This is a genomic window from Anaeromyxobacter terrae (assembly GCF_022690685.1).
GTDB classification, from domain to species: Bacteria; Myxococcota; Myxococcia; order Myxococcales; family Anaeromyxobacteraceae; genus Anaeromyxobacter; species Anaeromyxobacter terrae.
The window spans coordinates 56,348-78,624 of the sequence record NZ_JALCYY010000011.1 but is presented as its reverse complement, the minus strand read 5'-3'; the positions used below and the strand labels follow the sequence as shown (position 1 = coordinate 78,624).

15 protein-coding genes are annotated in these 22,277 nt (G+C 74.1%); 9 read left to right on the top strand and 6 right to left on the bottom strand.

The features are described 5' to 3' along the window. Genes MNY62_RS07065 through MNY62_RS07050 form a run of 4 tightly spaced genes read left to right on the top strand, consistent with a single transcriptional unit; the run spans window position 1 to window position 6,113 of the window. Entirely contained in the window at window positions 1-1,722 is a 1,722-nt protein-coding gene (locus MNY62_RS07065; protein ID WP_242343409.1) for a phytoene desaturase family protein, read from the top strand. Continuing rightward, window positions 1,710-2,651, top strand: a complete 942-nt coding sequence (locus tag MNY62_RS07060) for a phytoene/squalene synthase family protein (RefSeq protein WP_242343408.1) — start codon at window positions 1,710-1,712, stop codon at window positions 2,649-2,651. The genes MNY62_RS07065 and MNY62_RS07060 overlap by 13 nt, the downstream gene beginning before the upstream one ends. Next, window positions 2,648-4,612, top strand: coding sequence for a squalene--hopene cyclase (gene shc / locus MNY62_RS07055; protein WP_242343407.1), 1,965 nt, complete (start codon window positions 2,648-2,650; stop codon window positions 4,610-4,612). Before MNY62_RS07060 ends, shc begins: the two co-directional genes overlap by 4 nt. Window positions 4,613-4,619: 7 nt before the next feature. Beyond that, window positions 4,620-6,113 carry a carotenoid biosynthesis protein gene (locus MNY62_RS07050; protein WP_242343406.1) on the top strand — a complete coding sequence of 498 codons (1,494 nt, stop codon included), beginning with the start codon at window positions 4,620-4,622 and terminating at the stop codon, window positions 6,111-6,113. Here MNY62_RS07050 and MNY62_RS07045 read toward each other — a convergent pair. From MNY62_RS07045 to prpR, 4 genes are all read right to left on the bottom strand, one after another. Continuing rightward, window positions 6,073-6,381: a hypothetical protein gene (locus MNY62_RS07045; protein WP_242343405.1), complete on the bottom strand. Its 309-nt coding sequence runs from the start codon at window positions 6,379-6,381 to the stop codon at window positions 6,073-6,075. The two genes, MNY62_RS07050 and MNY62_RS07045, sit on opposite strands and share 41 nt — an antisense overlap. A gap of 162 nt (window positions 6,382-6,543) precedes the next feature. Further along, entirely contained in the window at window positions 6,544-7,020 is a 477-nt protein-coding gene (locus MNY62_RS07040; protein WP_242343404.1) for a type II TA system antitoxin MqsA family protein, read from the bottom strand. Between the two features lie 30 nt (window positions 7,021-7,050). Further along, window positions 7,051-7,788, bottom strand: a complete 738-nt coding sequence (locus MNY62_RS07035; RefSeq protein WP_242343403.1) for a sigma-70 family RNA polymerase sigma factor — start codon at window positions 7,786-7,788, stop codon at window positions 7,051-7,053. A gap of 193 nt (window positions 7,789-7,981) precedes the next feature. After that, the gene (gene prpR / locus MNY62_RS07030; protein WP_242343402.1) at window positions 7,982-9,967 is read right to left on the bottom strand and encodes a propionate catabolism operon regulatory protein PrpR; all 1,986 of its coding nucleotides are present in this window, start codon (window positions 9,965-9,967) and stop codon (window positions 7,982-7,984) included. A gap of 310 nt (window positions 9,968-10,277) precedes the next feature. Here prpR and MNY62_RS07025 point away from each other — a divergent pair, with 310 nt between their 5' ends. From MNY62_RS07025 to MNY62_RS07005, 5 genes are read left to right on the top strand one after another with little or no spacing between them, the layout of a single operon-like run. Then, complete coding sequence (locus MNY62_RS07025) at window positions 10,278-11,435, top strand: acyl-CoA dehydrogenase family protein (protein ID WP_242343401.1); 1,158 nt, start codon at window positions 10,278-10,280, stop codon at window positions 11,433-11,435. 58 nt (window positions 11,436-11,493) lie between these two features. Then, window positions 11,494-12,663 (top strand): isovaleryl-CoA dehydrogenase, encoded by a 1,170-nt coding sequence (locus MNY62_RS07020; protein WP_242343400.1) that lies wholly within the window; start codon window positions 11,494-11,496, stop codon window positions 12,661-12,663. 56 nt (window positions 12,664-12,719) lie between these two features. Further along, window positions 12,720-14,327, top strand: coding sequence for a carboxyl transferase domain-containing protein (locus MNY62_RS07015; RefSeq protein ID WP_242343399.1), 1,608 nt, complete (start codon window positions 12,720-12,722; stop codon window positions 14,325-14,327). Between the two features lie 17 nt (window positions 14,328-14,344). Beyond that, window positions 14,345-16,348, top strand: a complete 2,004-nt coding sequence (locus MNY62_RS07010; RefSeq protein ID WP_242343398.1) for an acetyl/propionyl/methylcrotonyl-CoA carboxylase subunit alpha — start codon at window positions 14,345-14,347, stop codon at window positions 16,346-16,348. Window positions 16,349-16,357: 9 nt separating this feature from the next. Next, the gene (locus tag MNY62_RS07005; RefSeq protein ID WP_242343397.1) at window positions 16,358-17,650 is read left to right on the top strand and encodes an acetyl-CoA hydrolase/transferase family protein; all 1,293 of its coding nucleotides are present in this window, start codon (window positions 16,358-16,360) and stop codon (window positions 17,648-17,650) included. Window positions 17,651-17,710: 60 nt separating this feature from the next. On the opposite strand, the gene MNY62_RS07000 is transcribed toward MNY62_RS07005, so the two are convergent. Further along, window positions 17,711-19,750 carry a PAS domain-containing protein gene (locus MNY62_RS07000; RefSeq protein ID WP_242343396.1) on the bottom strand — a complete coding sequence of 680 codons (2,040 nt, stop codon included), beginning with the start codon at window positions 19,748-19,750 and terminating at the stop codon, window positions 17,711-17,713. A gap of 140 nt (window positions 19,751-19,890) precedes the next feature. Then, entirely contained in the window at window positions 19,891-22,269 is a 2,379-nt protein-coding gene (locus MNY62_RS06995; RefSeq protein WP_242343395.1) for an alpha-amylase family glycosyl hydrolase, read from the bottom strand. Window positions 22,270-22,277 lie beyond the last annotated feature (8 nt).

The following is a 22,277-nucleotide window of genomic DNA, read 5'->3' as shown; positions in this document are numbered from 1 at the left end:
ATGACCGATCCGGACGACAGGGCGCGCGCGCGCCGGGAGGCGCGCGAGGCGGCGGAGGGCCGCTTCGACGCGATCGTCGTCGGGGCGGGGATCGCCGGGCTCGTGGCCGCGTCCGATCTGTGCCAGCGCGGGCACCGCGTCCTCGTCCTCGAGCACGACCACCAGGCGGGCGGGCTCATGGGGGGCATCCGCCGGCGCGGCTTCTACTTCGACGTCGGCTGCCAGTCGTTCGAGGACATGGGCATCGTCTTCCCGCTCCTCGAGCAGTACGGGCTCGCGGATCTCGCGCGCTTCCACCGCGCTCACTACCGGCTCGTCATGCCGGGCGTGGACGTCGACGTGACGTCGCTCGGCGCGGTGAGCCGGGCGCTGCAGCGGGCGTTCCCGGAGAGCGCGGCCTCGCTCGGGCGGGTGTTCGCCTTCCACGAGCGGACCTCCGCGCTGCTCTCGCGGCTGTTCGTCCCCGGGCGCGTGCCGTACGTGCGCGACGAGAGCTCCACGAGCACGGCGCGCTGGGCGCTCGGGGTGCTGGAGCGCGAGGCGGTGCGCTCGCCCGCGGTGCTCGTCCGGCGCCTCCGCGATCTCCGCACGCTGCTCCTCGACGACTCCGCCGCCTGGTACGAGCGCGAGCTCCCGCCCTCCGGCGTGCGCGACCTCCTCGCCGGCTGCGGCTACACGCGCATGAACGTGTTCGTGGCGTCGGCGTTCTGGCACCTGTGGGCGAGCGACTACTGGTATCCGGAGGGCGGGCTGCAGGGGTTCTTCGACCGCTGGGTGGCGCGGCTCGAGGAGCGCGGCGTGCGGTTCCTCTTCCGGCGCACGGTCACGGCGCTCGACGTGAGCGGCGACCGCGCGGTCGCGGTGCGCACCGGGCGCGGCGAGCGGCTCGAGGCGGAGGAGGTCGTGTACACCGGCGACTACCGCTTCGCGGTCCACCGGCTCGTGGGCCGCGAGCGCTTCTCGCCCGCCGCGCTCGCGCGCCTCGACCGCGCGCGCTCCTCCGACGCGCTCGTCTCCGTGTACCTCGGCCTCGACCTCCCGCCCGAGGCGCTCCGCGAGCGGCTCCGCACGCCGCACGTCTTCTACTTCCCCTCGTTCGCCTGCCGGACCGAGATCGATCCCGCCGATCCCGTCGCGCACCGGCACGCCTTCCTCGAGGTGACGGCGCACGGCATCGGGGACCCCTCGCTCGCTCCGGAGGGGAGCTCCGCCCTCGTGGTGCAGGCGTTCACGCGGCACGACTGGCAGGACGGCTGGCGCACGGGGCTCTCCGGCGATCCCGCCCGCGAGGCCGCGCGACCTCCGCCCCGGCCCCCGGCGTACCGCGCGCTGAAGCGCCAGGCGGCGGCGGAGCTCCTCGAGAAGCTCGACGGGCTCGTCCCCGGGGTCGCCGGGCACGTCGTCCACCTCGACGTGGGCGCGCCGCCGTCCACCGTGCGCTTCACGCGCAACGCCTTCGGCGGCTCCTGCGGGTTCGAGCTCAACCTCAGGAACTTCCCGTTCTCGAACCCGCTCGCGCACGTCGAGACGCCGCTCGCGAACTTCCATGCCGCGGGCCACTTCACCGTCTGGCCGGGCGCGGCGCCGACGGCCGCGCTCTCCGGGAAGATCGCCGCGCTCCGCGCCCACGCGCGGCTCGCCCGGCGGACCGGGCGCGCGCGCGCGCGGCCGGCCGCGGCGCACGAGGAACTCGTCGAAGGGGGGACCGAATGGACACCGTGAGAGTGACCGCGGAGCCGTGCGGGCAGACGCCCGACACGGCGGAGCTGGGGCGTCGCGGGCTCGCGGAGTGCTGGGACATCCTCCGCGTCCACGGGAAGACGTTCCACATGATGGCGAAGCTCCTCGGGCCCGAGCGTGGCAGCGACATCGCCGCGCTGTACGGCTTCGCGCGGGTCGCGGACGACGCGGTGGACGTCCCCGGGCCGGACGACACGCCCGACCGCATCCGGGCGAAGCTCGCCGGGATGCTGGAGGAGCTGCGCCGGGCCGTGCTCGGGGAGAGCGTGCAGCCGCGCTTCGTCGCGCTCGGCGAGACGGTGCGCCGCCACCGCATCCCCCTCGAGCCGTTCGACGATCTCGTCGCCGGGCTGCTCATGGACCTCGACGGCGCGCGCTACCGGACGTTCGCCGACCTCGAGCGGTACTGCTACCGCGTCGCCGGGACGGTCGGGCTCATGATCACCCCGGTCGCCGGCTACCGCGCGGGGACCGACGCGCTCGAGCACGCGAAGACGCTCGGCACCGCGATGCAGCTCACGAACATCCTGCGCGACGTCGGCGAGGACCTCGGGCTCGGGCGGGTCTACCTGCCAGAGGAGGACCTGGCGCTCTTCGGCCTCGGCGAGGGCCACCTCTCCGCGCGGCGGGTGGACGGCCGCTTCCGCGCGCTCATGGACTTCGAGATCGCGCGGGCGCGCGGCCTCTACGAGCGCGGCCTCGGGCTCATCCCGCTCCTCGCCGACGCGCGCGGGCGCCTCGCGTTCCAGTTCGCCGTGGACGCCTACTCCGCCATCCTCGGCAAGATCCGCGCGAACGGCTACGACGTCTTCCGCCGGCGGGCGAGCCTCTCGGGCAGCGAGAAGCTCGCGCTCGTGCCCGGCGCGGTCTGGCGCGCCTCGCTCGCCGCCACCAACGGCCACGCGCAATGAGCGGCCACGTCCGGCTGGCGGAGGACGCCCTCGCGCTCGCGGCGCGGCGCGCCGCCCTCGCCGCCCAGGACTTCCTCTACCGCACGCAGCGGCGCGATCACTGGCGGGCCGAGCTCGAGTCGAACGTCACCGTCACGGCGGAGTACGTCCTGCTCCGCCAGGCGCTCGGGCTCGACCTCTCGGGGCGGCGCGGGCCGCTCGTCCGCTACCTCTGCTCCCGCCAGAAGCCGGACGGGAGCTTCGGCATCGCCTCGACCCTTCCCGGCGACGTCTCCACCACCGCCGAGGCGTACCTCGCGCTCCGGCTCCTCGGGCTCGATCGCGAGGACGAGCGGCTCCGCGCGGCGGAGCGGGCGATCCGCGCCGCGGGGGGCCTCGCCCGGGTGCGCGTCTTCACGCGCATCAACCTCGCGCTCTTCGGGCTCTTCCCCTGGGAGGCCGTCCCCATCGTCCCCGCGGAGGTCATCTTCCTGCCGCGCTGGGCGCCGGTGAACGCCTACCGGCTCGCGAGCTGGGCGCGCTCGACGATGGTCCCGCTCTTCGTGCTGTTCCACCACCGGCCGGTCTTCGCGCTCCCGAACGGCCGCTCCGACGCGAACCCCTGGCTCGATCACCTCTGGCTCGATCCCGCCGACAAGCGCGTGCCCTACCGCGAGTCCGTCCTCGCGACGGTGCTCCGCCACGGCCCCGGCTGGAAGGCGCTCTTCAACACCGCGGACGTCCTGCTCCGCGCGCACGAGCGCGCGCGCCGGCTGCCGCCGCTCTCGCGGCTGCGGGGGGAGGCGCTCCGCGCCTGCGAGGAGTGGATCCTGGCGCGGCAGGAGGCCAGCGGGGACTGGGCCGGCATCTTCCCGCCCATGCTGAACGGCGTCCTCGCGCTCCACGCGGCGGGCCACGGGCTCGACTCGGACCCGGTCCGGCGCGGGCTCGAGGCCATCGAGCGGTTCACCTTCTCGGACGCCGAGGGGCTCCGCGTGGAGGCGTGTCAGTCGCCGGTCTGGGACAGCATCCTCGCGCTCGTCGGCCTCCTCGACTCGGGCGCCGATCCCGCCGATCCCCGGCTCGTCGCCGCGCGGCGCTGGATCGAGGGGAAGCAGCTCACGAACGACTGGGGCGACTGGAGGGTCTACGATCCGCACGGCACGCCGGGCGGCTGGGCGTTCGAGTACGCCAACAGCTGGTATCCGGACGTGGACGACACCGCCGCGGTGATCATCGGCTTCCTGAAGCAGGACCCCGCCTCGGGGGAGGGCGACGCCGTCCGTCGCGCGGCGGCCTGGGTCGCGAGCATGCAGAACCGGGACGGCGGCTGGGCCGCGTTCGATCGCGACAACGACAGGCTGTTCCTGAACGAGATCCCGTTCTCGGACATGGACTCGCTCTGCGACCCCTCGAGCCCCGACGTGACTGGGCGGGTGCTCGAGGCGTTCGGCCTCCTCGACGACACGCGCCTGCGCGGCGCCTGCCGGCGCGGCGTCGCCTACCTCCGGCGCGCGCAGGAGCCCGAGGGCAGCTTCTACGGGCGCTGGGGGGTGAACTACGTGTACGGGACGTCGAACGTCCTCGCCGGCCTCGCGCGCCAGGGCGTCCCCGCCTCGGACGCGATGGTCGCGCGCGCCCTCCGCTGGCTCGACTCGGTGCAGAACGCCGACGGCGGCTGGGGCGAGGGGCTCGAGTCCTACGCGGACCGCGCCGCCATGGGGCGCGGCCCGTCCACCGCCTCGCAGACGGCGTGGGGACTCATCGGGCTCCTCGCCTACCGCTCCGGCGAGGACGCTGCCGTCCGGCGCGGCATCGCGTGGCTCGTGGAGCGGCAGCTCGCCGGCGGCGAGGAGGTCGGCTCGTGGAGCGAGGAGGCGTTCACGGGCACCGGGTTCCCGCGCCACTTCTACCTGCGCTACCACCTCTACCGGCACTACTTCCCGCTCATGGCGCTGGGCCGGTTCGTGGAGCGCCTCTAGGCCGTCCATGGCGCTCGCGGACGCGGCGGCGCTGCTCTGGGGCACGGTCGTTCACCGCCCCTACGTGTACGCGTTCTTCGCGTGCTTCCTCGCGTTCGCGCTCCACCAGCTCGGCGCGCGGCGGACGCTCGCCTTCGCGGTCACGTCCTGGCTCCTGGCGTTCGGCGCGGAGTACAGCTCCACCCGCAACGGCTTCCCCTTCGGGCCCTACCGCTACTTCGACGAGACGCGGACGCGCGAGCTCTGGATCTCGAACGTGCCGTTCTGGGACTCGCTCTCGTTCGTGTTCCTCTCCTACTTCGCGCTCGCGCTCGCCGGGGCGCTCCTGTCGCCCGCGGACGAGCGCGACCGCGGCCGCGCCCCGGGCCTCCTCCACCCGCTGGCGCCGCTCCTCGCCGGCGTCCTCATGACGCTCCTCGACGTCGTCATCGATCCCGTGACGCTGCAGGGCGAGAAGTGGTTCCTCGGGCGCATCTACGAGTACCCGCACCGCGGGTTCTACTTCGGCGTGACCGCCGCCAACTTCGCGGGCTGGTTCGTCGTCGGCGCGGCGAGCGCGTGGGTGTTCCAGCGCGGCGTCGCGCGGCTGCCGGGGTGCCGCGGGCCGTTCCGACCGCTGCACCCGCGCTTCACCGCGGGGATCTACGCGGTGTACGCGGGGATCCTCGGCTTCAACCTGGCGGTGACGATCGCGATCCGCGATCTCCGGCTCGCGGCGGCGAGCGGGGCGGTGTCCGCCATCACCCTCGCTGCGGTGGCGCTGCGGCTCCGCGCGCGCCCCCGCGCGGCGGGCATCGTCGTCTGCGCCGCGACCTTCGCCGAGGCGGCGGCCTGCCGCCGCGGGAGCGCGGACGCGGGCGCGAGCGGGATCGAGGTGCTCCGCACCGGCGTCGGACCGGAGCGCGCCGCGGCGGCGCTCGCCGCGCGGCTCGCGCGCGGGCCCCGGCCTTCGCTCGTCGTGTCGTCCGGGTTCGCGGGCGCGCTCTCGCTGGGGCTCGAGGTGGGCGCGGTCGTGACCGCGCGGGCGCTGCACCGGCTCGCCGACGGGGAGCGCGCGCCGCTGGAGCTGCCTCCGGAGCTGCTGCGGCTCGCGCCCGCGGCGCGTCCGGTCGAGCTCCTCTCCGCTGCGGAGGTGCTCGCCGCGGCCGGCCAGGGGCTCCAGCCGCCCGTCGTGGGCGACATGGAGTCCGCCGCGCTCGCCCGCATCGCCGCGGAGGCGGGCCTCCCGTTCTCGGTGCTCCGCGTCGTGACCGACACGCCGGCGGCGCCGCTCCCGCCCGTCGCCCGATGCATCGCGGCCGCGCTCTCGGCGCGCGGGCTCGCCCGCGGCGGCCACCTCGCCCGCACGCTCTCGGCCGCGCTCCGCAGGCCGGCCGAGGCGATCGCCTTCGTCCGCGCCTCGCTCGGCTGGTGCCGGCGGCTGCGCGAGACCTGGCGCGCGATCGCGCCGCTCCTCGCGGTCACCGCGCGCGAGGCGGAGCCGCGGCGCTCCGCGTCGTGAGCCGGCCGGAAGGGCCGCAGCGCTGCCCGAACGCCCCCACGGCCGCTCGCTCCTGCTCAGGCGGCTCGCCGCGAGCCTGGCGCAGGTCGGCCGCCCCCGGGTGGAGCACGAGGGGCATCCGCTCGAGCAAGGTGGCTGCCCACCCGTACTCCTCGAGCCGCTCGGCGCGAAGGTACTCGGGCGCGAGGATCCGGCAGGAGTGCCCGATGGGGACGCCGTCGGCGCGGCGGTGCCTGTTTCCGCAGTAGACGGTTCGCTGGTCGTTCATGCCCGTGAGTCTGACCGGAGCCGCGTGGCGCTGGGCGGCGCGCCGGCGAAGTCTGCGTGACCATCGCGCGACGATGGGGTGCGGGCGGGCGCCCGCCGGGGCTGCTCCCGAGCTGGAGCACGACGAGGGACGTCCTGCGATCGCCGCGGGCGAACCCGGTCCTCAGCGGAGCTTCACCGCGAGCGCGTGCGGGTAGTCCTCGGGGCTCGCGAGCCGCGCGAGCCGGTCGCGCGTCGTGGTCCGGCCGTCGAGCGCGTCCTGCACCATGGCGCACACGGCGATGAACGCGGCGCGGTTCGGGGCGGCGCGGCCCGTCTCCCAGTGCGAGATCGTCTCGGGCGTGAGGTCGAGCAGGCGCGCGAGCTCCGCGGCGCGAAGGCCGAGGGCCTTGCGCATGTGGCGGAGCGCCTCTCCCGTGTCCACGCCGGCGTCGGCGAGCTCGCAGCAGGTGGCGAGGCGGAAGCGCTCGCGCAGCGACGCGTCCAGCTGGACGTCGTCGCAGGCGGCGCAGCGGCGGACGGGGACGGAGACCGAGGCGGTCACCGCCGAGCGCGGGAGCTCGACCGAGAGCGTCTCGGTCTCCTCCCGCAGCTCGCCGTCCCCGCACCGCCTGCAGCGCCTCTCGCCGTCGCCCGCCATCCGGACCTCTCCCCGCTCTGGAGCTCGGGGCTACGCGGCCTCGCGATCGCCTTCGCCTTCCGCCTCGCGGATCGAGCTCAGGTAGCCGTGCAGGAACCGCTTCGTCTGCAGCTCCAGCTGCCGCACGCGCTCGCGCGACACGCCCCAGCGCTTGCCGATCGTCTCGAGGGTGTCGGGCGGGTCCTGCTTGAGCCGCGTCTGGACGATGTCCCAGCCGACCTCGCCGATCCGTCCGCGCACCCGCTCGAGCGCCGAGCGGAGCTTGCGGTCGTGCTCCGCCGCCGCGTACAGCTCGTCCGGTCCGGGCCCCTCGTCCTCCAGGCGGTCGAGGTGCGAGACGTCACCCTCCTCGTCGACCGTGCGGTCGAGCGAGAGATCGGCCATCGCGACGGTGCCGCTCTTCGGGCGCACGGCGGAGCGCCCCTGCTTCAGGTACTTCCAGACGTACGCCCGGATCCACCAGACCGCGTACGTCGAGAACCGCGTCCCGGCGTCGGGGTCGAACTTCTCGATCGCCCGCAGCAGGCCGAGGTTTCCCTCCTGCACGAGCTCGTCGAGGCGCAGTGTGCCGCGCATCTGCTTGCGGGCGATCATCACCACGAGCGCCAGGTTCCTGCGCACGAGCTCGTCCTTCGCTCGCGCGTCCCCGCGCCGCGCGCGGAGCGCGAGCTGGCGCTCCGCCTCGCGCGACAGCGGCCCCTGACGGCGCGACGCCTCGAGGTAAGGCGTCAGCGTATCCAGCTCCCGATTCTTCGTCGTTCCTTTCATCGTTCATTGGAACACATGTCGGTTGAAGAAAATTCAAGTGAACCGATCACTGCCTGCGCGGACCTGGACGAAGCGGTCGCTCACCCGCTCGGAGGACGAGCGGCCGGCCCATGCCAGAGCGTTCGAGCGCCAGCTCGAGGGGAGGTGGCCGCGCTCGGGAGGAGGGGTCGAGGCTCGCCGCGATACCTCGAGCTCACGCCCCTGCCTTGAGCTTGCGCCAGAGCGTGGAGCGCCCGATGCCGAGCCGGCGAGCGGCCTCCGACTGGTTGCCGCCCACCTCGTCGAGCACGCGCCGGATGAGCTCCCGCTCCTGCTCATCGCGGGCGCTCCGCAGATCGGTCGGCCGTGCGCCCGCCGCGCTGCCCGGGGCGCCGGGCGGCTCGCGGCGCACCGGCTGGGGTGGCGCCTCGGCGGGAGGGTCCTCCGCGAACAGCTCCGGCACGATCCGGCGCAGCGCGTCCTCCGCGACGGGGGCGTCCGGGTCGCGGTCCGCGAAGAGCACCGCGACGCGCTCGACCATGTTCTCGAGCTCGCGCACGTTGCCCGGCCAGGCGTAGCCGCCGAGCCGCGGCAGGAGCAGGGCGAGCGCCCGCGCGTGCGCGCCGGGTGCGCCGTGGCGGAGGAGCGCGCGCTGCAGGAGGTCCGCCGCGATCGCGGCGAGGTCCTCCTCGCGGCTGCGCAGGGGCGGCAGGTGGAGCTTCAGGATGTTGAGCCGGTAGTAGAGATCGTCGCGGAACTCGCGCGCCGCGACCGCCGCCTTGAGATCCTTGTTCGTCGCGGCGATGACGCGCACGTCCACGGGCGTCGGGTCGTTCGAGCCGAGCCGCAGCACCTGCCGCTCCTGGAGCACGCGCAGGAGCCGGGTCTGCAGGGTCATCGGCATGTCGCCGATCTCGTCGAGGAAGATCGTGCCGGTGTGCGCCGCCTCGAACAGGCCCGGGCGCCCGCCGCGGCGCGACCCCGTGAAGGCGCCCTCGTCGTAGCCGAACAGCTCCGACTCAAGGAGCGCCTCCGGGAACGCGGCGCAGTTGATGGCGACGAACGGGTGGTCGCGCCGGGTGCTGGCGTTGTGGATCCCCTGCGCGACGAGCTCCTTCCCCGTCCCGCTCTCGCCGGTGACGAGCACCGTCGCGTCGGTGCGCGCGTAGCGCTCGGCGAGGGCGCGCACCTCCTGCATCCCCGGCGAGCCCCCGACGATGCTCGAGAGGAGGTGGCGCGCGACGAAGCGCCGGGGCCGGTAGCGGGAGCGCAGGTTCCGGTCGAGGCGCTGGATCGTGCTCGCGTCCTGGCAGGTGAGCACGGCGCCGCGCGGGCGGCCGCGCTGCCGGAGCGGGATGCGGTGCACGACGAGCGTGCGGCTCCCGACCCGCTGCACGTCGTCGAGCTCGGCGTTGCCGGTCTCGAGCACGCGGCCGAGGGAGAGGTCGGGCGCGACCTGCGAGAGCCGCTTGCCGAGGACCTCGCCCGCGGGGGCCGCGAGGAGCCGCTCCATGGCCGGGTTCACGGACTGGATCCGCTCCTCGGGGTCCACCGCGACGACGCCCTCGACGAGGTGATCGAGGATGCCGCGGAGCCGCTCCCGCTCGGCGTCCTCCGCGCGCACGGCGCGGGCGACCTCGACGGCCTGCTCGATCGCCTCGCAGACCGAGTCGCGGGCGTAGAGGAGGACGGTGCGGAGCCCGGCCTTCTCCGCGACGTCGCACACCGGCCCCGGTCCGACGACGACCTCGAATCCGCGCGCGGCGAAGTCCGCCACCGCTGCGCGCGCGTCCTCGAGCGTCTCGTACGGCCGCTGCTCGAGGGCGACGCCCAGGCTCTCCGCGAAGATCTCCACGCCGGCGAGCGCCTTGCGGAACGGGATGGCCGCGACGCGCCGCGCGAGGCGGCAGGCGTCGGCGAGCGCCTGGAGCACGTCGCTCGCGGAGGGAGAGACGAGCACCACCGGGACCTGCGCGTGATCGCGGAGGTAGGCGGCGTTCCAGCCCGCCGCGACGAAGACGTCCACCTCCTCGCCCGAGTCCACCCGCGCGCGCGCGATCTCGAGCGCCTCCTCGAAGACCTTGTCGAACACGCGGACGTCGGCCGCGGCCGCGTAGCTCGGGGCCACCCCCTCGAACACCTGCCGCAGGCGGCTCGTGCTGAACACCCAGATGATCGGCCGCCGGCTCGGGTCGGGCATCGCGTCTCCGTCGCGCTGTTTCGGTAGCGAAGCATAGCTGTGTCAACCTGGAACAGATAGGCTCGCGCGCGCTCCTGATGAGAATCAGCGCCCGCGCTGAGCCATTCGCCCTCGCGTGCAGACGCCCCGGCACGAACGGCGGCCTGTGTCACCCCAGCGGAAGCCTGTTTCATCCACGAGGCAGGCGCTCGTCCATCCGGCCGCCGCCTCGGCGTCGCCAGGCGGCCGAAAGCCTCGTCGTGCCGGGGGGATGCACGCGGACCTTGGCTCGGGACAAGGCCGCGGTCCACCCGATGCACACCGTCGTGGCATGGAGCTCGAGCTCTCCGCGGCGCAGAAGGCGATCCAGACGACCGCGCGGGAGTTCGCGCAGGCCGAGCTGGAGCCGGTCGCCGCGCAGCTCGATCGGGAGTTCGACCGCCGCGTCTTCCTCGCGAACCTCAAGAAGCTCGCCGACCTCGGCCTCACCGGCCTCGAGGTGAAGCGCGAGCACGGCGGGTCGGAGGCGGGGGCGATCGCCTTCAGCGTGGCGATGACCGAGATCGGGCGCGTCTGCGCCTCCACCGCCACGACCCTGGTCCTGAACGACATGGTGGCGGAGGTCATCCAGGACATCGGCTCGCCGGAGCAGAAGGCGCTCCACCTGCCGAGGCTCTGCGCCGGCGAGTACCCCGCCGCGAGCTTCGCGCTCACCGAGGCGGGCGCCGGCTCCGACGCCGCCGCCGTGGCGACGACCGCGGCGCCCGACGGCGACGGCTGGATCCTGAACGGGGCGAAGCGCTTCACCATGAACGCGCCGTTCGCGGGCGTCTTCCTCGTGTGGGCGGTCACCGACCGGGCCGCGCCGAAGGGGAAGGGCATGAGCTGCTTCCTCGTCGAGGCCGGGACGCGGGGGCTCCGCGTCGGGCGGCCGGAGGACAAGCTCGGCCAGCGCGCCACCGCGACGACCGAGCTCGAGTTCCACGACTGCCGCGTCCCCCGCGGCGCGCTCGTCGGGCGGCAGAACGACGGGTTCCGCATGGCGGTCACCGAGCTCGCGAGGGCCCGCATCGGCATCGGCTCGCTCGCGCTCGGCATCGGCCTGTCCGCCATGGACTTCGCCACGCGCTACGCCTCGCGGCGGGTGCAGTTCGACGAGAGCCTCACCGCGCTCCAGGGCGTCCAGTGGATGATCGCGGACGCGTACACCGACCTCGAGGCGGCGCGGCTCCTGCTCATGAGCGCCGCCTGGCGGAAGGAGCGCGGCCAGCCGTTCGCGAAGGCGGCCTCGATGGCGAAGCTCTTCGCGACCGACGCCGCGAACCGCGCCTGCTACACCGCCATGCAGATGATGGGCGGCGCCGGCTACACGCGCGCGTTCCCCATCGAGCGCTACGCGCGCGACGCGCGCCTCACCTCGATCTACGCCGGGGCGAACGAGCTCCAGCGGGTGATCATCGCGGGGGAGATCCTGAAGGAGCTCGCGTGAGGCGCGCTCTTTCCGCCCCGCGCCGCACGTGCGCCGCTCCGGCGGCGGAGGCCAGACCATGAAGACGCATCCCTCGCTCGACCTCGGCCTCGGCGAGACCGCCGAGCTCCTGCGCCAGACCGTCCGCGACTTCGCCGCGCGCGAGCTCGCGCCGCGCGCGGCGGAGATCGACCGCTCGAACCACTTCCCGATGGACCTGTGGCCCAAGATGGGCGCGCTCGGGCTCCTCGGGATCACGGTGTCGCCCGAGTACGGCGGCGCCGGGATGAGCTACCTCGAGCACGTGGTCGCGATGGAGGAGGTGAGCCGCGCGTCCGCCTCGGTGGGGCTCGCCTACGGCGCCCACTCGAACCTGTGCGTGAACCAGATCTTCCGGAACGGGAGCGAGGCGCAGCGGCGGCGCTACCTGCCGAGGCTCGTCTCGGGCGAGCACGTCGGCGCGCTCGCGATGAGCGAGCCCAACGCCGGCTCGGACGTGGTGAGCATGCGGCTCCGCGCCGAGCGGAGGGGCGATCGCTACGTCCTGAACGGCACCAAGATGTGGATCACGAACGGCCCGCACGCCGACGTGGTCGTGGTGTACGCGAAGACGGATCCCGCCGCCGGGGCGCGCGGGATCACCGCCTTCCTCGTGGAGAAGGGCTTCCCCGGCTTCTCGACCGCCCAGAAGCTCGACAAGCTCGGCATGCGCGGCTCCGACACCTGCGAGCTGCTCTTCGCCGACTGCGAGGTGCCGGCGGAGAACGTGCTCGGCGAGGTCGGGCGCGGCGTGAACGTGCTCATGAGCGGCCTCGACTACGAGCGGGCGGTCCTCGCGGGCGGGCCGCTCGGGATCATGCAGGCCTGCCTCGACGTGGTCCTCCCCTACGTTCACGAGCGGGAGCAGTTCGGCCAGCCCATCGGCACGTTCCAGCTCATCCAGGGGAAGCTCGCCGACATGTACACGACGCTCTCCGCCTGCCGGGCCTACGTCTACGCGGTCGCGCGGGCCTGCGGCGCCGGCAGGACGAGCCGCAAGGACGCCGCCGGCGCGATCCTCTACGCGTCGGAGCGGGCGACCCGGATGGCGCTCGACGCGATCCAGTGCCTCGGCGGGAACGGTTACATCAACGAGTTCCCCACCGGGCGGCTCCTGCGGGACGCGAAGCTCTACGAGATCGGGGCGGGCACGAGCGAGATCCGCCGTATGCTCATCGGCCGCGAGCTCTTCGAGGAGACCGCCGCGTAGCGGCGGCATTCACCCCGCGGCAAGAACGGCGCGCAACCCTTCGGGAGACGGTTCGCATGAGCGTGCTCGAGAGCGCGGTGGACGCGAGGTCCGCGGAGTTCCGGCGCAACGCCGAGGCGATGCGCGGGCTCGTCGCCGACCTGCGCGAGAAGGTGGCGGCGGTCGAGCAGGGCGGCGGCGAGCGGGCGCGCGCGCGGCACCTGGAGCGCGGCAAGCTCCTGCCGCGCGAGCGGATCCGCCAGCTCCTCGACGTCGGCGCCCCCTTCCTCGAGCTGTCGCAGCTCGCGGCGTGGGGGATGTACGGCGGCGAGGTCGCGTCGGCGGGAATCATCGCCGGCGTCGGGCGGGTGAGCGGGCGCGAGTGCGTGGTGGTCGCGAACGACGCCACCGTGAAGGGCGGCACCTACTACCCGATCACCGTGAAGAAGCACCTCCGCGCGCAGGAGATCGCCCGCGAGAACCGGCTGCCCTGCGTGTACCTCGTCGACTCGGGCGGCGCGAATCTCCCGCAGCAGGACGAGGTGTTCCCGGACCGCGATCACTTCGGGCGCATCTTCTACAACCAGGCGAACCTCTCGGCGGCGGGCATCCCGCAGATCGCGGTGGTGATGGGCTCGTGCACGGCGGGCGGCGCGTACGTGCCGGCCATGTCCGACGAGAGCGTCATCGTGCGCAAGCAGGGGACGATCTTCCTCGGCGGGCCGCCGCTCGTGAAGGCCGCGACGGGCGAGGTGGTGACCGCGGAGGACCTCGGGGGCGCCGACGTCCACTGCCGCACCTCCGGCGTCACCGACCACTACGCGGTGGACGACGCGCACGCGCTGCGCATCGCGCGGCGGATCGTCTCGAACCTGAACGTCGTGAAGCACCCGGGCCTCGCGCTGCGGCGGCCGGCCGAGCCGCGCCACGATCCGGCGGAGCTGTACGGCGTCATCCCCACCGACACCCGCAAGCCCTACGACGTGCGCGAGGTGATCGCGCGCATCGTGGACGGCTCCGAGCTCGACGAGTTCAAGCGGCTCTACGGCACGACCCTCGTCTGCGGCTTCGCGCACGTCTTCGGCTACCCGGTGGGCATCGTCGCGAACAACGGGATCCTGTTCTCCGAGTCGGCGCTGAAGGGCGCGCACTTCATCGAGCTCTGCGCCCAGCGCGGCGTGCCGCTCGTCTTCCTGCAGAACATCACCGGCTTCATGGTGGGCAGCAAGTACGAGGCGGGCGGCATCGCGAAGGACGGGGCCAAGATGGTGACGGCCGTCGCCTGCGCGCGGGTGCCGAAGTTCACCGTGCTCATCGGCGGGAGCTTCGGCGCCGGCAACTACGGCATGTGCGGGCGCGCGTACTCCCCGCGCTTCCTGTGGAGCTGGCCCAACGCGCGCATCTCGGTGATGGGCGGGGAGCAGGCGGCGAGCGTCCTCGCCCAGGTGAAGCGCGACGCGCTGGAGGCGCGCGGCGGGCGGTGGAGCGCGGAGGAGGAGGAGGCCTTCAAGGCCCCCATCCGCGAGCAGTACGAGACGCAGGGCCACCCCTACTACGCGAGCGCCCGGCTCTGGGACGACGGGATCATCGATCCGGCCGAGACCCGCACCGTCCTCGGGCTCGGCCTCTCCACCGCGCTCAACGCGCCCATCGAGGCGACCACGTTCGGCGTCTTCCGGATGTGACCCTGGAGGTCCACGGCATGTTCGAGAAGATCCTGGTCGCCAACCGCGGGGAGATCGCCTGCCGGGTGATGCGCACCGCGCGGCGGCTCGGCGTACGGACGGTGGCCGTCTACTCCGACGCCGACGCGCGCGCCCTGCACGTCGCGATGGCGGACGAGGCGTACCGCATCGGCCCCGCCCCCGCGCGCGAGAGCTACCTCGACGGCGCCGCGATCCTCGAGGCCGCCCGCAAGAGCGGGGCGCGCGCGATCCACCCCGGCTACGGCTTCCTCTCCGAGAACGCCGACTTCGCGGAGGCGTGCGCGGCGGCGGGCCTCGTCTTCATCGGTCCCCCGCCGGCGGCCATCCGCGCCATGGGCTCGAAGAGCGCCGCCAAGAAGATCATGGGCGGCGCCGGCGTCCCGCTCGTCCCGGGCTACCACGGCGACGATCAGCGCCCCGAGGCGCTCGCCGCGCAGGCGGAGCGCATCGGCTATCCGGTGCTCATCAAGGCGACCGCCGGCGGCGGCGGCAAGGGCATGCGCGCCGTGACCGAGCCGGCGGCGTTCGAGGCCGCGCTCGCGGGCGCCCGGCGCGAGGCGCTCGCGGCGTTCGGCGACGACCGCGTCCTCCTCGAGCGCTACCTCGCGAAGCCGCGCCACGTCGAGATCCAGGTGTTCGGGGACGCGCACGGCGGCGTGGTGCACCTGTTCGAGCGCGACTGCTCCATCCAGCGCCGCCACCAGAAGGTGCTCGAGGAGGCGCCCGCGCCGGGGCTCGGCGCGGGCCTGCGGGAGCGGATGGGCCGGGCGGCGGTCACGGCCGCACGCGCCATCGGCTACGTGGGCGCGGGCACGATCGAGTTCCTCCTCGACGAGGACGGTCAGTTCTACTTCATGGAGATGAACACCCGGTTGCAGGTGGAGCACCCGGTCACGGAGCTCGTCACCGCGCAGGACCTCGTCGAGTGGCAGCTCCGCGTCGCCGCCGGCGAGCCGCTCCCCTGCACGCAGGAGGACCTCGTCACCGCCGGGCACGCGATCGAGGCGCGCATCTACGCGGAGGACCCGGCGCGCGAGTTCCTCCCCGCGACCGGCACGCTCACGCACCTGCGCGCGCCCACCGAGAGCGCCCACGTCCGGATCGAGACGGGCGTCCGGCAGGGCGACGCGGTCAGCGTCCACTACGACCCGATGATCGCGAAGCTCGTGGTCTGGGACGTCGATCGGCCCGCCGCGCTGCGCCGCCTGCGCGCCGCGCTCGCCGAGTACCAGATCGTCGGCGTCACGACGAACCTCGCGTTCCTCTCCGCGGTGGCCGCCCACCCGGCCTACGCCGCGGGGGACCTCGACACCCGCTTCCTCGAGCGCCACCGCGCGGGGCTCGTCTCGGGGGCGGCGCCGGCGCCCGACACGGTCCTCGCGCTCGCCGCGCTCGACGTCCTCCTCGCGCGGAGCGAGGAGGCGGAGGCCGCGGCGCGCGACTCGTCCGATCCCCACTCGCCGTGGAACCGGACCGACGGGTGGCTGCTCAACGCCGACGCCCACCACGTGCTCACCTTCGAGGACGGCGAGCGGCGCGTCGGCGTCGTCGCGCACTACCGCGCCGGCGGGCACCTCCTCGAGCTCCCCGGCGGTGCGCTCCTCGCGCGCGCCGAGCGCGACCCGGCGGGCGATCTCGTCGCCGACCTCGACGGCGCGCGGGTGAGGGCGACCGTCGTCCGCGGCGGGGACGGGCTCACGATCTTGACGCCCGGCCACGCGCACCGGCTCGGCCTCTTCGACCCGGGCGCCGCGGCGGCGGACCGGGACGTGGACGCGGGCCGGCTCACCGCCCCCATGCCCGGGAAGATCGTCGCGGTGATGGTGGAGCCGGGCGCCGAGGTGAAGAAGGGGGCGCCGCTCATGGTGCTCGAGGCGATGAAGATGGAGCACACCATCACCTCGCCGCGCGACGGGACGGTGGCGGAGCTCCACTACGGGGTGGGGGCGATCGTGGAGGAGGGCGCGCAGCTCCTCGCGCTCGCGGTCCACGACGGGTGAGGGGGCGCGATGGCGACGGTCGCGGAGCTGTACCGGGAGAGGCGCTGCACCCCCGCGGAGGCGGCCGCGATCGTGCGCTCGGGCGACCAGCTCGTCCTCCCCATCTGCGCGGCGGAGCCGACGCTGTTCGTGAAGGCGCTCGGCGCGCGCAAGCACGAGCTCTCCGGCGTCGTCGTGCACCAGCAGCACACCCTCACCGACGCGTACCTCGACCGGGAGTCGGCGCCGCACGTCGCGCTCTGCTCCTGGTTCACGAGCGCGGCCTCGCGGTCGGCGGTGCAGGGCGGCTGGGCGGACTTCGTCCCGAACCACTTCCACGAGGTGCCGCGGCTCCTGCGCGAGCACTGGCCGGTGGACGTGCTCGCCACGGCCGTCTCGCCGATGGACGAGGAAGGCTTCTTCACCTGCGGCCTCTCCGTCGCCTACACGATGGAGGCGCTCCGCAAGGCGAGGAAGGTCGTCGTCCAGGTGAACCCCGCCGCGCCGCGCACCCGCGGGGACTGCAGGATCCACGTCTCCCAGGTGGACCGCGTCGTCGAGTGCGAGGACCCGCTCTTCGAGCTCACGCCGGCGCCGGTGACCGCCGTCGAGCGGGCCATCGGTGGCCACATCGCGGAACTCATCGAGGACGGCTCCACGCTCCAGCTCGGCATCGGCGGGATCCCGAACGCGGTGTGCGCCGCCCTCACCGCCAAGCGCGACCTCGGGATCCACACCGAGATGCTCACCGACGGGGTGGTGGACCTCGTGCGCTGCGGCGCCGTGAACAACTCGCGCAAGACCACGCACCCGGGGGCGTCGGTCGCCACCTTCGCGCTCGGGACGCGCCGGCTCTACGACTTCATGCACGAGAACCCGGCGGTCGAGATGCACCCCGTCGATCACACCAACGATCCATACGAGATCGGCCGGAACGACCGGGTGGTGGCGATCAACGCCACCCTCGAGGTGGACCTCCTCGGCCAGTGCTGCTCGGAGGCCATCGGCCCCGCGCAGTGGAGCGGCAGCGGCGGGCAGGTGGACTTCGTGCGGGGCGCGAACCTGTCCCGCGGCGGCAAGAGCTTCATCGCGGCGCCGTCCACCGCGCGGCAGGGGACCGTGTCGCGCATCGTCGCGATGCTCGAGCCCGGCGCGGTGGTCACCACCGGCAAGAACGACGTGGACCACGTGGTGACCGAGTACGGCGTCGCGAAGCTGCGCGGGCGGACTGCGCGGCAGCGGGCGCTCGCGCTCATCGCGATCGCGCACCCGGACTTCCGGCGCGAGCTCACGCTCGCCGCGCGGCGGATGAACCGGATCTGAGCGAACGCTCGGAGCGGTCGGCGAGCGAGGCGATGTGCGCGGGCCGGGGCGCGGCCCCCTTCAGAGCGCCCCGAGCAGCGCCTCGAGCCGATCGAGCGACGGCGGCTTCGGCAGGTGGGCGTCGAAGCCGGCCTCCCTGGCCTTCTCCAGGTCCTCCCGCTGGGCGTAGCCGCTCAGGGCGACGAGGCGCGTGCGGCGGAGCCGCTCGTCGGCGCGCAGCGCCCGCGCGACGTCGAACCCGCTCACGTCCGGCAGGCCGATGTCGCACAGGACCACGTCGGGCACGAGCTCGCCGGCGAGGGCGATCCCGGTCCGCCCGTCGTGCGCGAGCGCGACCCGGTGACCGGAGAGCTCGAGCAGGTCCGCGAGCGACTGGCCGGCGTCGACGTTGTCCTCGACGATGAGCACGCTCAGGCCGGTCGCCGCGCCGCGCTCCGCCGCGCGGGTCGCCTCCGCCTCGGGCGCCGGCGCGAGCGGCAGGGTGACGACGAACTCCGCGCCGCGGCCCGGACCCTGGCTGTCGGCGCGGGCGGTGCCGCCGTGCAGCTCGACGAGGCCGCGCACCAGGGCGAGCCCCAGCCCGAGCCCGCCGCGCGTCCGCGCGAGGCTGCGCTCCGCCTGCGCGAACGGCTCGAACATGCGGTCGATCTCGCCGGGATCCATCCCGACGCCGTCGTCGCGCACCCGGAGCTCCGCCTGCCCGTGCGCCACGCCGGTGTGGACGAAGACCGTGCCCCCCGCCGGCGTGAACTTCGCGGCGTTCTGGAGCAGGTTCCCGACGATCTGCGAGATCCGCGTCGGATCGGCCTCGATCCAGACGGCGCCCGGCGTCATGTCGATGCGCAGCTCGACGGCGCGCTCGTCGAAGATGGCGCGGTGGTCGTCGCAGGTGCGGCGCGCCACGTCGCGCAGGTCGACGCGGCGGCGCTGGAGCTGGATCTTCCCGCGCGTGACGCGGGTCACGTCGAGCAGGTCGTCGACGAGCCGGGTGAGGTGCTCCGCCTGGCGGTGGATGACCTCCCGCGCGCGCGCCGCCTGGGGGCTGTCCGGGGCGGCGCGGCCGAGGAGCTGGATGCTGCTCAGGATCGGCGCAAGCGGGTTCCGGAGCTCGTGGGAGAGGACGCTGATGAACTCGTCCTTGCGGCGGTCGGCTTCCCGCAGCCGCTCGTTGGCCTCGTGCAGCGCGTCCTCGATCCGCTTGCGATCGGTGATGTCGCGCGAGATGCCGAGCAGGCCGATGACGTTGCCGTCGGCGTCGCGGTAGGGCGTCTTGCGGGAGAGCCAGACGCGCGGGCGTCCGTCCGGAAGTGGGACGGCCTCCTCCACCTCGGCCGGCTCGCCGCTCGCCATGATGTGCCGGTCGGTCTCCATGATCTGCCGGCCCACGGCGGGGTCGGAGAGGAACTCGAGGTCGGTCTTGCCGAGGATCTCGCCGGCGGGCTTGCCGACGAGCGCGGCGGTGCCCGGGTTCGCGAAGCGCATCCGCCCGTCGCGGTCCTTCGCGAAGATGACGTCGCCCGAGGTGTCGCTGATCGCCCGCAGGAGCTGGGTGCTCTCGCGCAGGAGGGTCGTGCTCTCGCGCAGCCGCTCCTCGGTGCGCTTCCGCTCGGTCACGTCGAGGAAGAGGACGGCGAAGTAGCCCGGCTTCGGGCGGTACGCGGTCGCCTCGAACCACCGGCCGAGCTCCGCGAGGTGTCTCTCGTAGTGGACCGGCTCGCCGGTCCGGGCGACGTTGCCGAGGAGCTCGATCCAGCCCGCGGGGTCCTCCCGGAGGCCGGGCAGGACCTCCGAGATGCGGCGCCCGAGGACGGCGTCGCGGCGGAGGCCGGTCTGCGCCTCGAAGGCGAGGTTCGCCTCCTCGTGCACGTAGTCGACCGGGCGGTCGCCCTCGAAGATCACCCGACAGAGCGTGAACCCGTTCGTCATGTGGTCGAACAGCCCGCGGTACTTCGCCTCGCTCTCCCGGAGCGCCTGCTCCGCGCGCCTGAGCTCGTCGACGGTGCGCTCCAGCTCCTCGGCGCGCGCGCGGGCGCGCTCCTCGGCCTCGCGCAGCTCGCGCTCGGTGGGCGGGATCGACGGCGAGGCTCGTGGCTCCGGCATGCACGCTCCGGCCGAGCGAGGCGCTCGACGATCTGCAAGGTCTAGCGCGAAAGCCGTGCACTTCAACCCTCCTCGCGCGGCCTGCCGTGCCGTCGGCGAGCCGGCCGGTCCTGTCCGGGGCCTGGGGCTCGAGCGCGGCGTCAACGCGCCTCGAGCACCACGAGCCCTCTGGCGGGGACGATGACCTCGAGGCGGCCAGAAGTGGATCGCCGCGGCGCCCCGCCGTTTCCGACGCCCGCGCCGCCGAAGACCGCGGCGTCGCTGTTGAGGACCTCGTGCCAGTCCGCGTCCGGGAGCGCGGCGCTCTCGAGGACGTACCCGGCCGCGAAGGGGCGGTTCGCGAGGCTCGCGACGACCAGCAGCTCGGCGTCCCCGCGGAGGAACGCGATCACGCGGTTCGCCTCGTGGCGGTGCACGGTCGCGACCCTGCGCGAGCGCAGCGCCGCCCGTCCGAGCCGGAGGCGGATGAGCTCCTGGTACCAGCGGAAGAGCCGAGCGCCGAGGCCGCGCCGCAGGCCGGCGAGATCCTCGCGGTGCGCGAGGAAGTCGTCGTACCGGTACGGGTTCGCCGCCCCCACCTCCTCGCCCATGAGGAACATCGGCGTCCCCGGCGAGAGCAGCGAGAGCCCGGCGGCGACGCGGCAGCGCGCCTCGGCGCAGTCGCGGGTCGCGCCGACGAGCGGCGCGCCCTGGACGGCGAGGACGATCGTGCGCGCCGAGCCCGGGGAGTTCCCCGCCTCGTCGTGGGACTCGTGGTAGACGACCTTGCGGTCCGCCGCGCCGTGCAGCGCGCCGTCGAAGCGGTCGATGGCGAGCGCCCGGTCGTCGCCGTAGCCGGCCTCCGCGAGGAGCGCGGCCCAGCCGCCCTCGGGTCGCGGCCCGGCGAGGTGGTGGTAGAAGTCGACGTACCAGGCGGCGTCGAACCCGAGGCCGCCCTCGTCGAGCGGCCGCGTCACGTCGCCCCAGCCGGTGTGGTCCTCCGCGACGAGCATCACCGACGGGCGGATGAGGCGCAACGTCCGCGCCCACTCGCGGAGCATCTTCGCGCCGTACAGGTTGGCGCGCGGCACGGGCGGGCCGCCGGGCTCGTTGAGCCGGTTGTCGCGGTGGATGGCGTCGAGGAGGTCCACGCGGAAGCCGTCGACGTGGAACTCGTCCACGAGCATCGCGGCGCTCGAGGCGAAGAGGCGGCGCACCTGCTCCTCGCAGTAGCGCGGCGCCCACCCGGAGGAGCCGTTGTTCACGTAGCCGCCCTCGGGGCGCGAATGCTCGCCGGCCTTGCCCTCGTACCAGTAGTAGATGTTCCGCTCGGGCGCGGCCGAGTCCACCTGCCACTCGGCGCGCGCGGCGTTGAAGTCCCAGTGGTTGTAGACGACGTCCTGGATGACGGCGACGCCGCGGCGATGGCAGGCGCGCACGAAGCGCATGAGCGCGTCGCGCCCGCCGGCGGTGATCTCGATGGCGAGGTGGTGCGAGTTGCCGTAGCCCCACGCGGCGTCGCCGCTGAACTCGGCCATCGGCAGGAGCTCGACCGCGTTCACGCCGAGCGGGAGGAGGTGCTCGTCGAGCAGCGCTATCGCGTCCTCGAGGTTCCCGGCGTCGGGCCGGCCGACGCCGAGCGACCCGACGTGGAGCTCGTAGATGACGAGGTCCTCGAGCCGCGAGGGCACCGGACGCGCCGGGTCGTGCTCCTCGCACCAGAAGTCCGTGCACGGCACGAAGCCGCTGGCCCCGCCCTGGGGCGCCGGTAACGTGTCCGGATCCACCACCGCCGAGCAGCTCACCGCGCCGTCGAGCCCCGCGGCCGTGCCGCCGAAGATGCGCCCCTGCGGATCGAAGCTCCCCTGGCCCACCTGCCAGCGCGAGTAGAGATCGGTCCGGTAGGAGACGGACCCATCGTCGCGCGTCACCCGGAACAGGTAGGGGGTGTGCTCGCAGCGAAAGTAGTCGGCGAGCGCGGGATCGTCGAGGCGCGTCTGCCAGAGCCCCTCGCCGGCGGGGGCGAGGGGCACGGGCGGGAGCGACGCGCTCCCGGTGCCGTCGTCGGAGATGTAGCCGTTCGTGCCGTCGCCGAGCACCACCTCAACGGCGCGCGCGTTGGGCGCCCAGAGCGCGAACTGGAGCACTGGCGCGCCGCCGTCGCGGCGGAGCGGGTTCGCCCCCAGCCGCCGGCCGAGGGCGAGGTGGTAGCGCTCCACCTGGCCGCCGCCGGCGAGCGTGAACGCCCGGACGGTCCGGCGCGAGAGCGGGTCGTCCTCCTCCGTGGCGACGAGGACGCGGCGGCCGCCCGGGCCGTCCCCGACGACGTCCCACTCGAAGCGCTTGCCGAGCTCCGAGGCCGGGAAGGACACGGTCGCCTCGAACCCCGCCGAACCATCCTCGCAGGTCACGGCGGTCATCGGCCGCTCGGTCCACGCGGCGGCGGCCCGCCCGCGCTCGTCCCAGCTCCCGCGTAGCACCCCGTTCGTGAAGCGCGGGGTCGCGAGGCCGCTCGAGTACACGAAGCGTACGTCCGGCATGTGGGCCC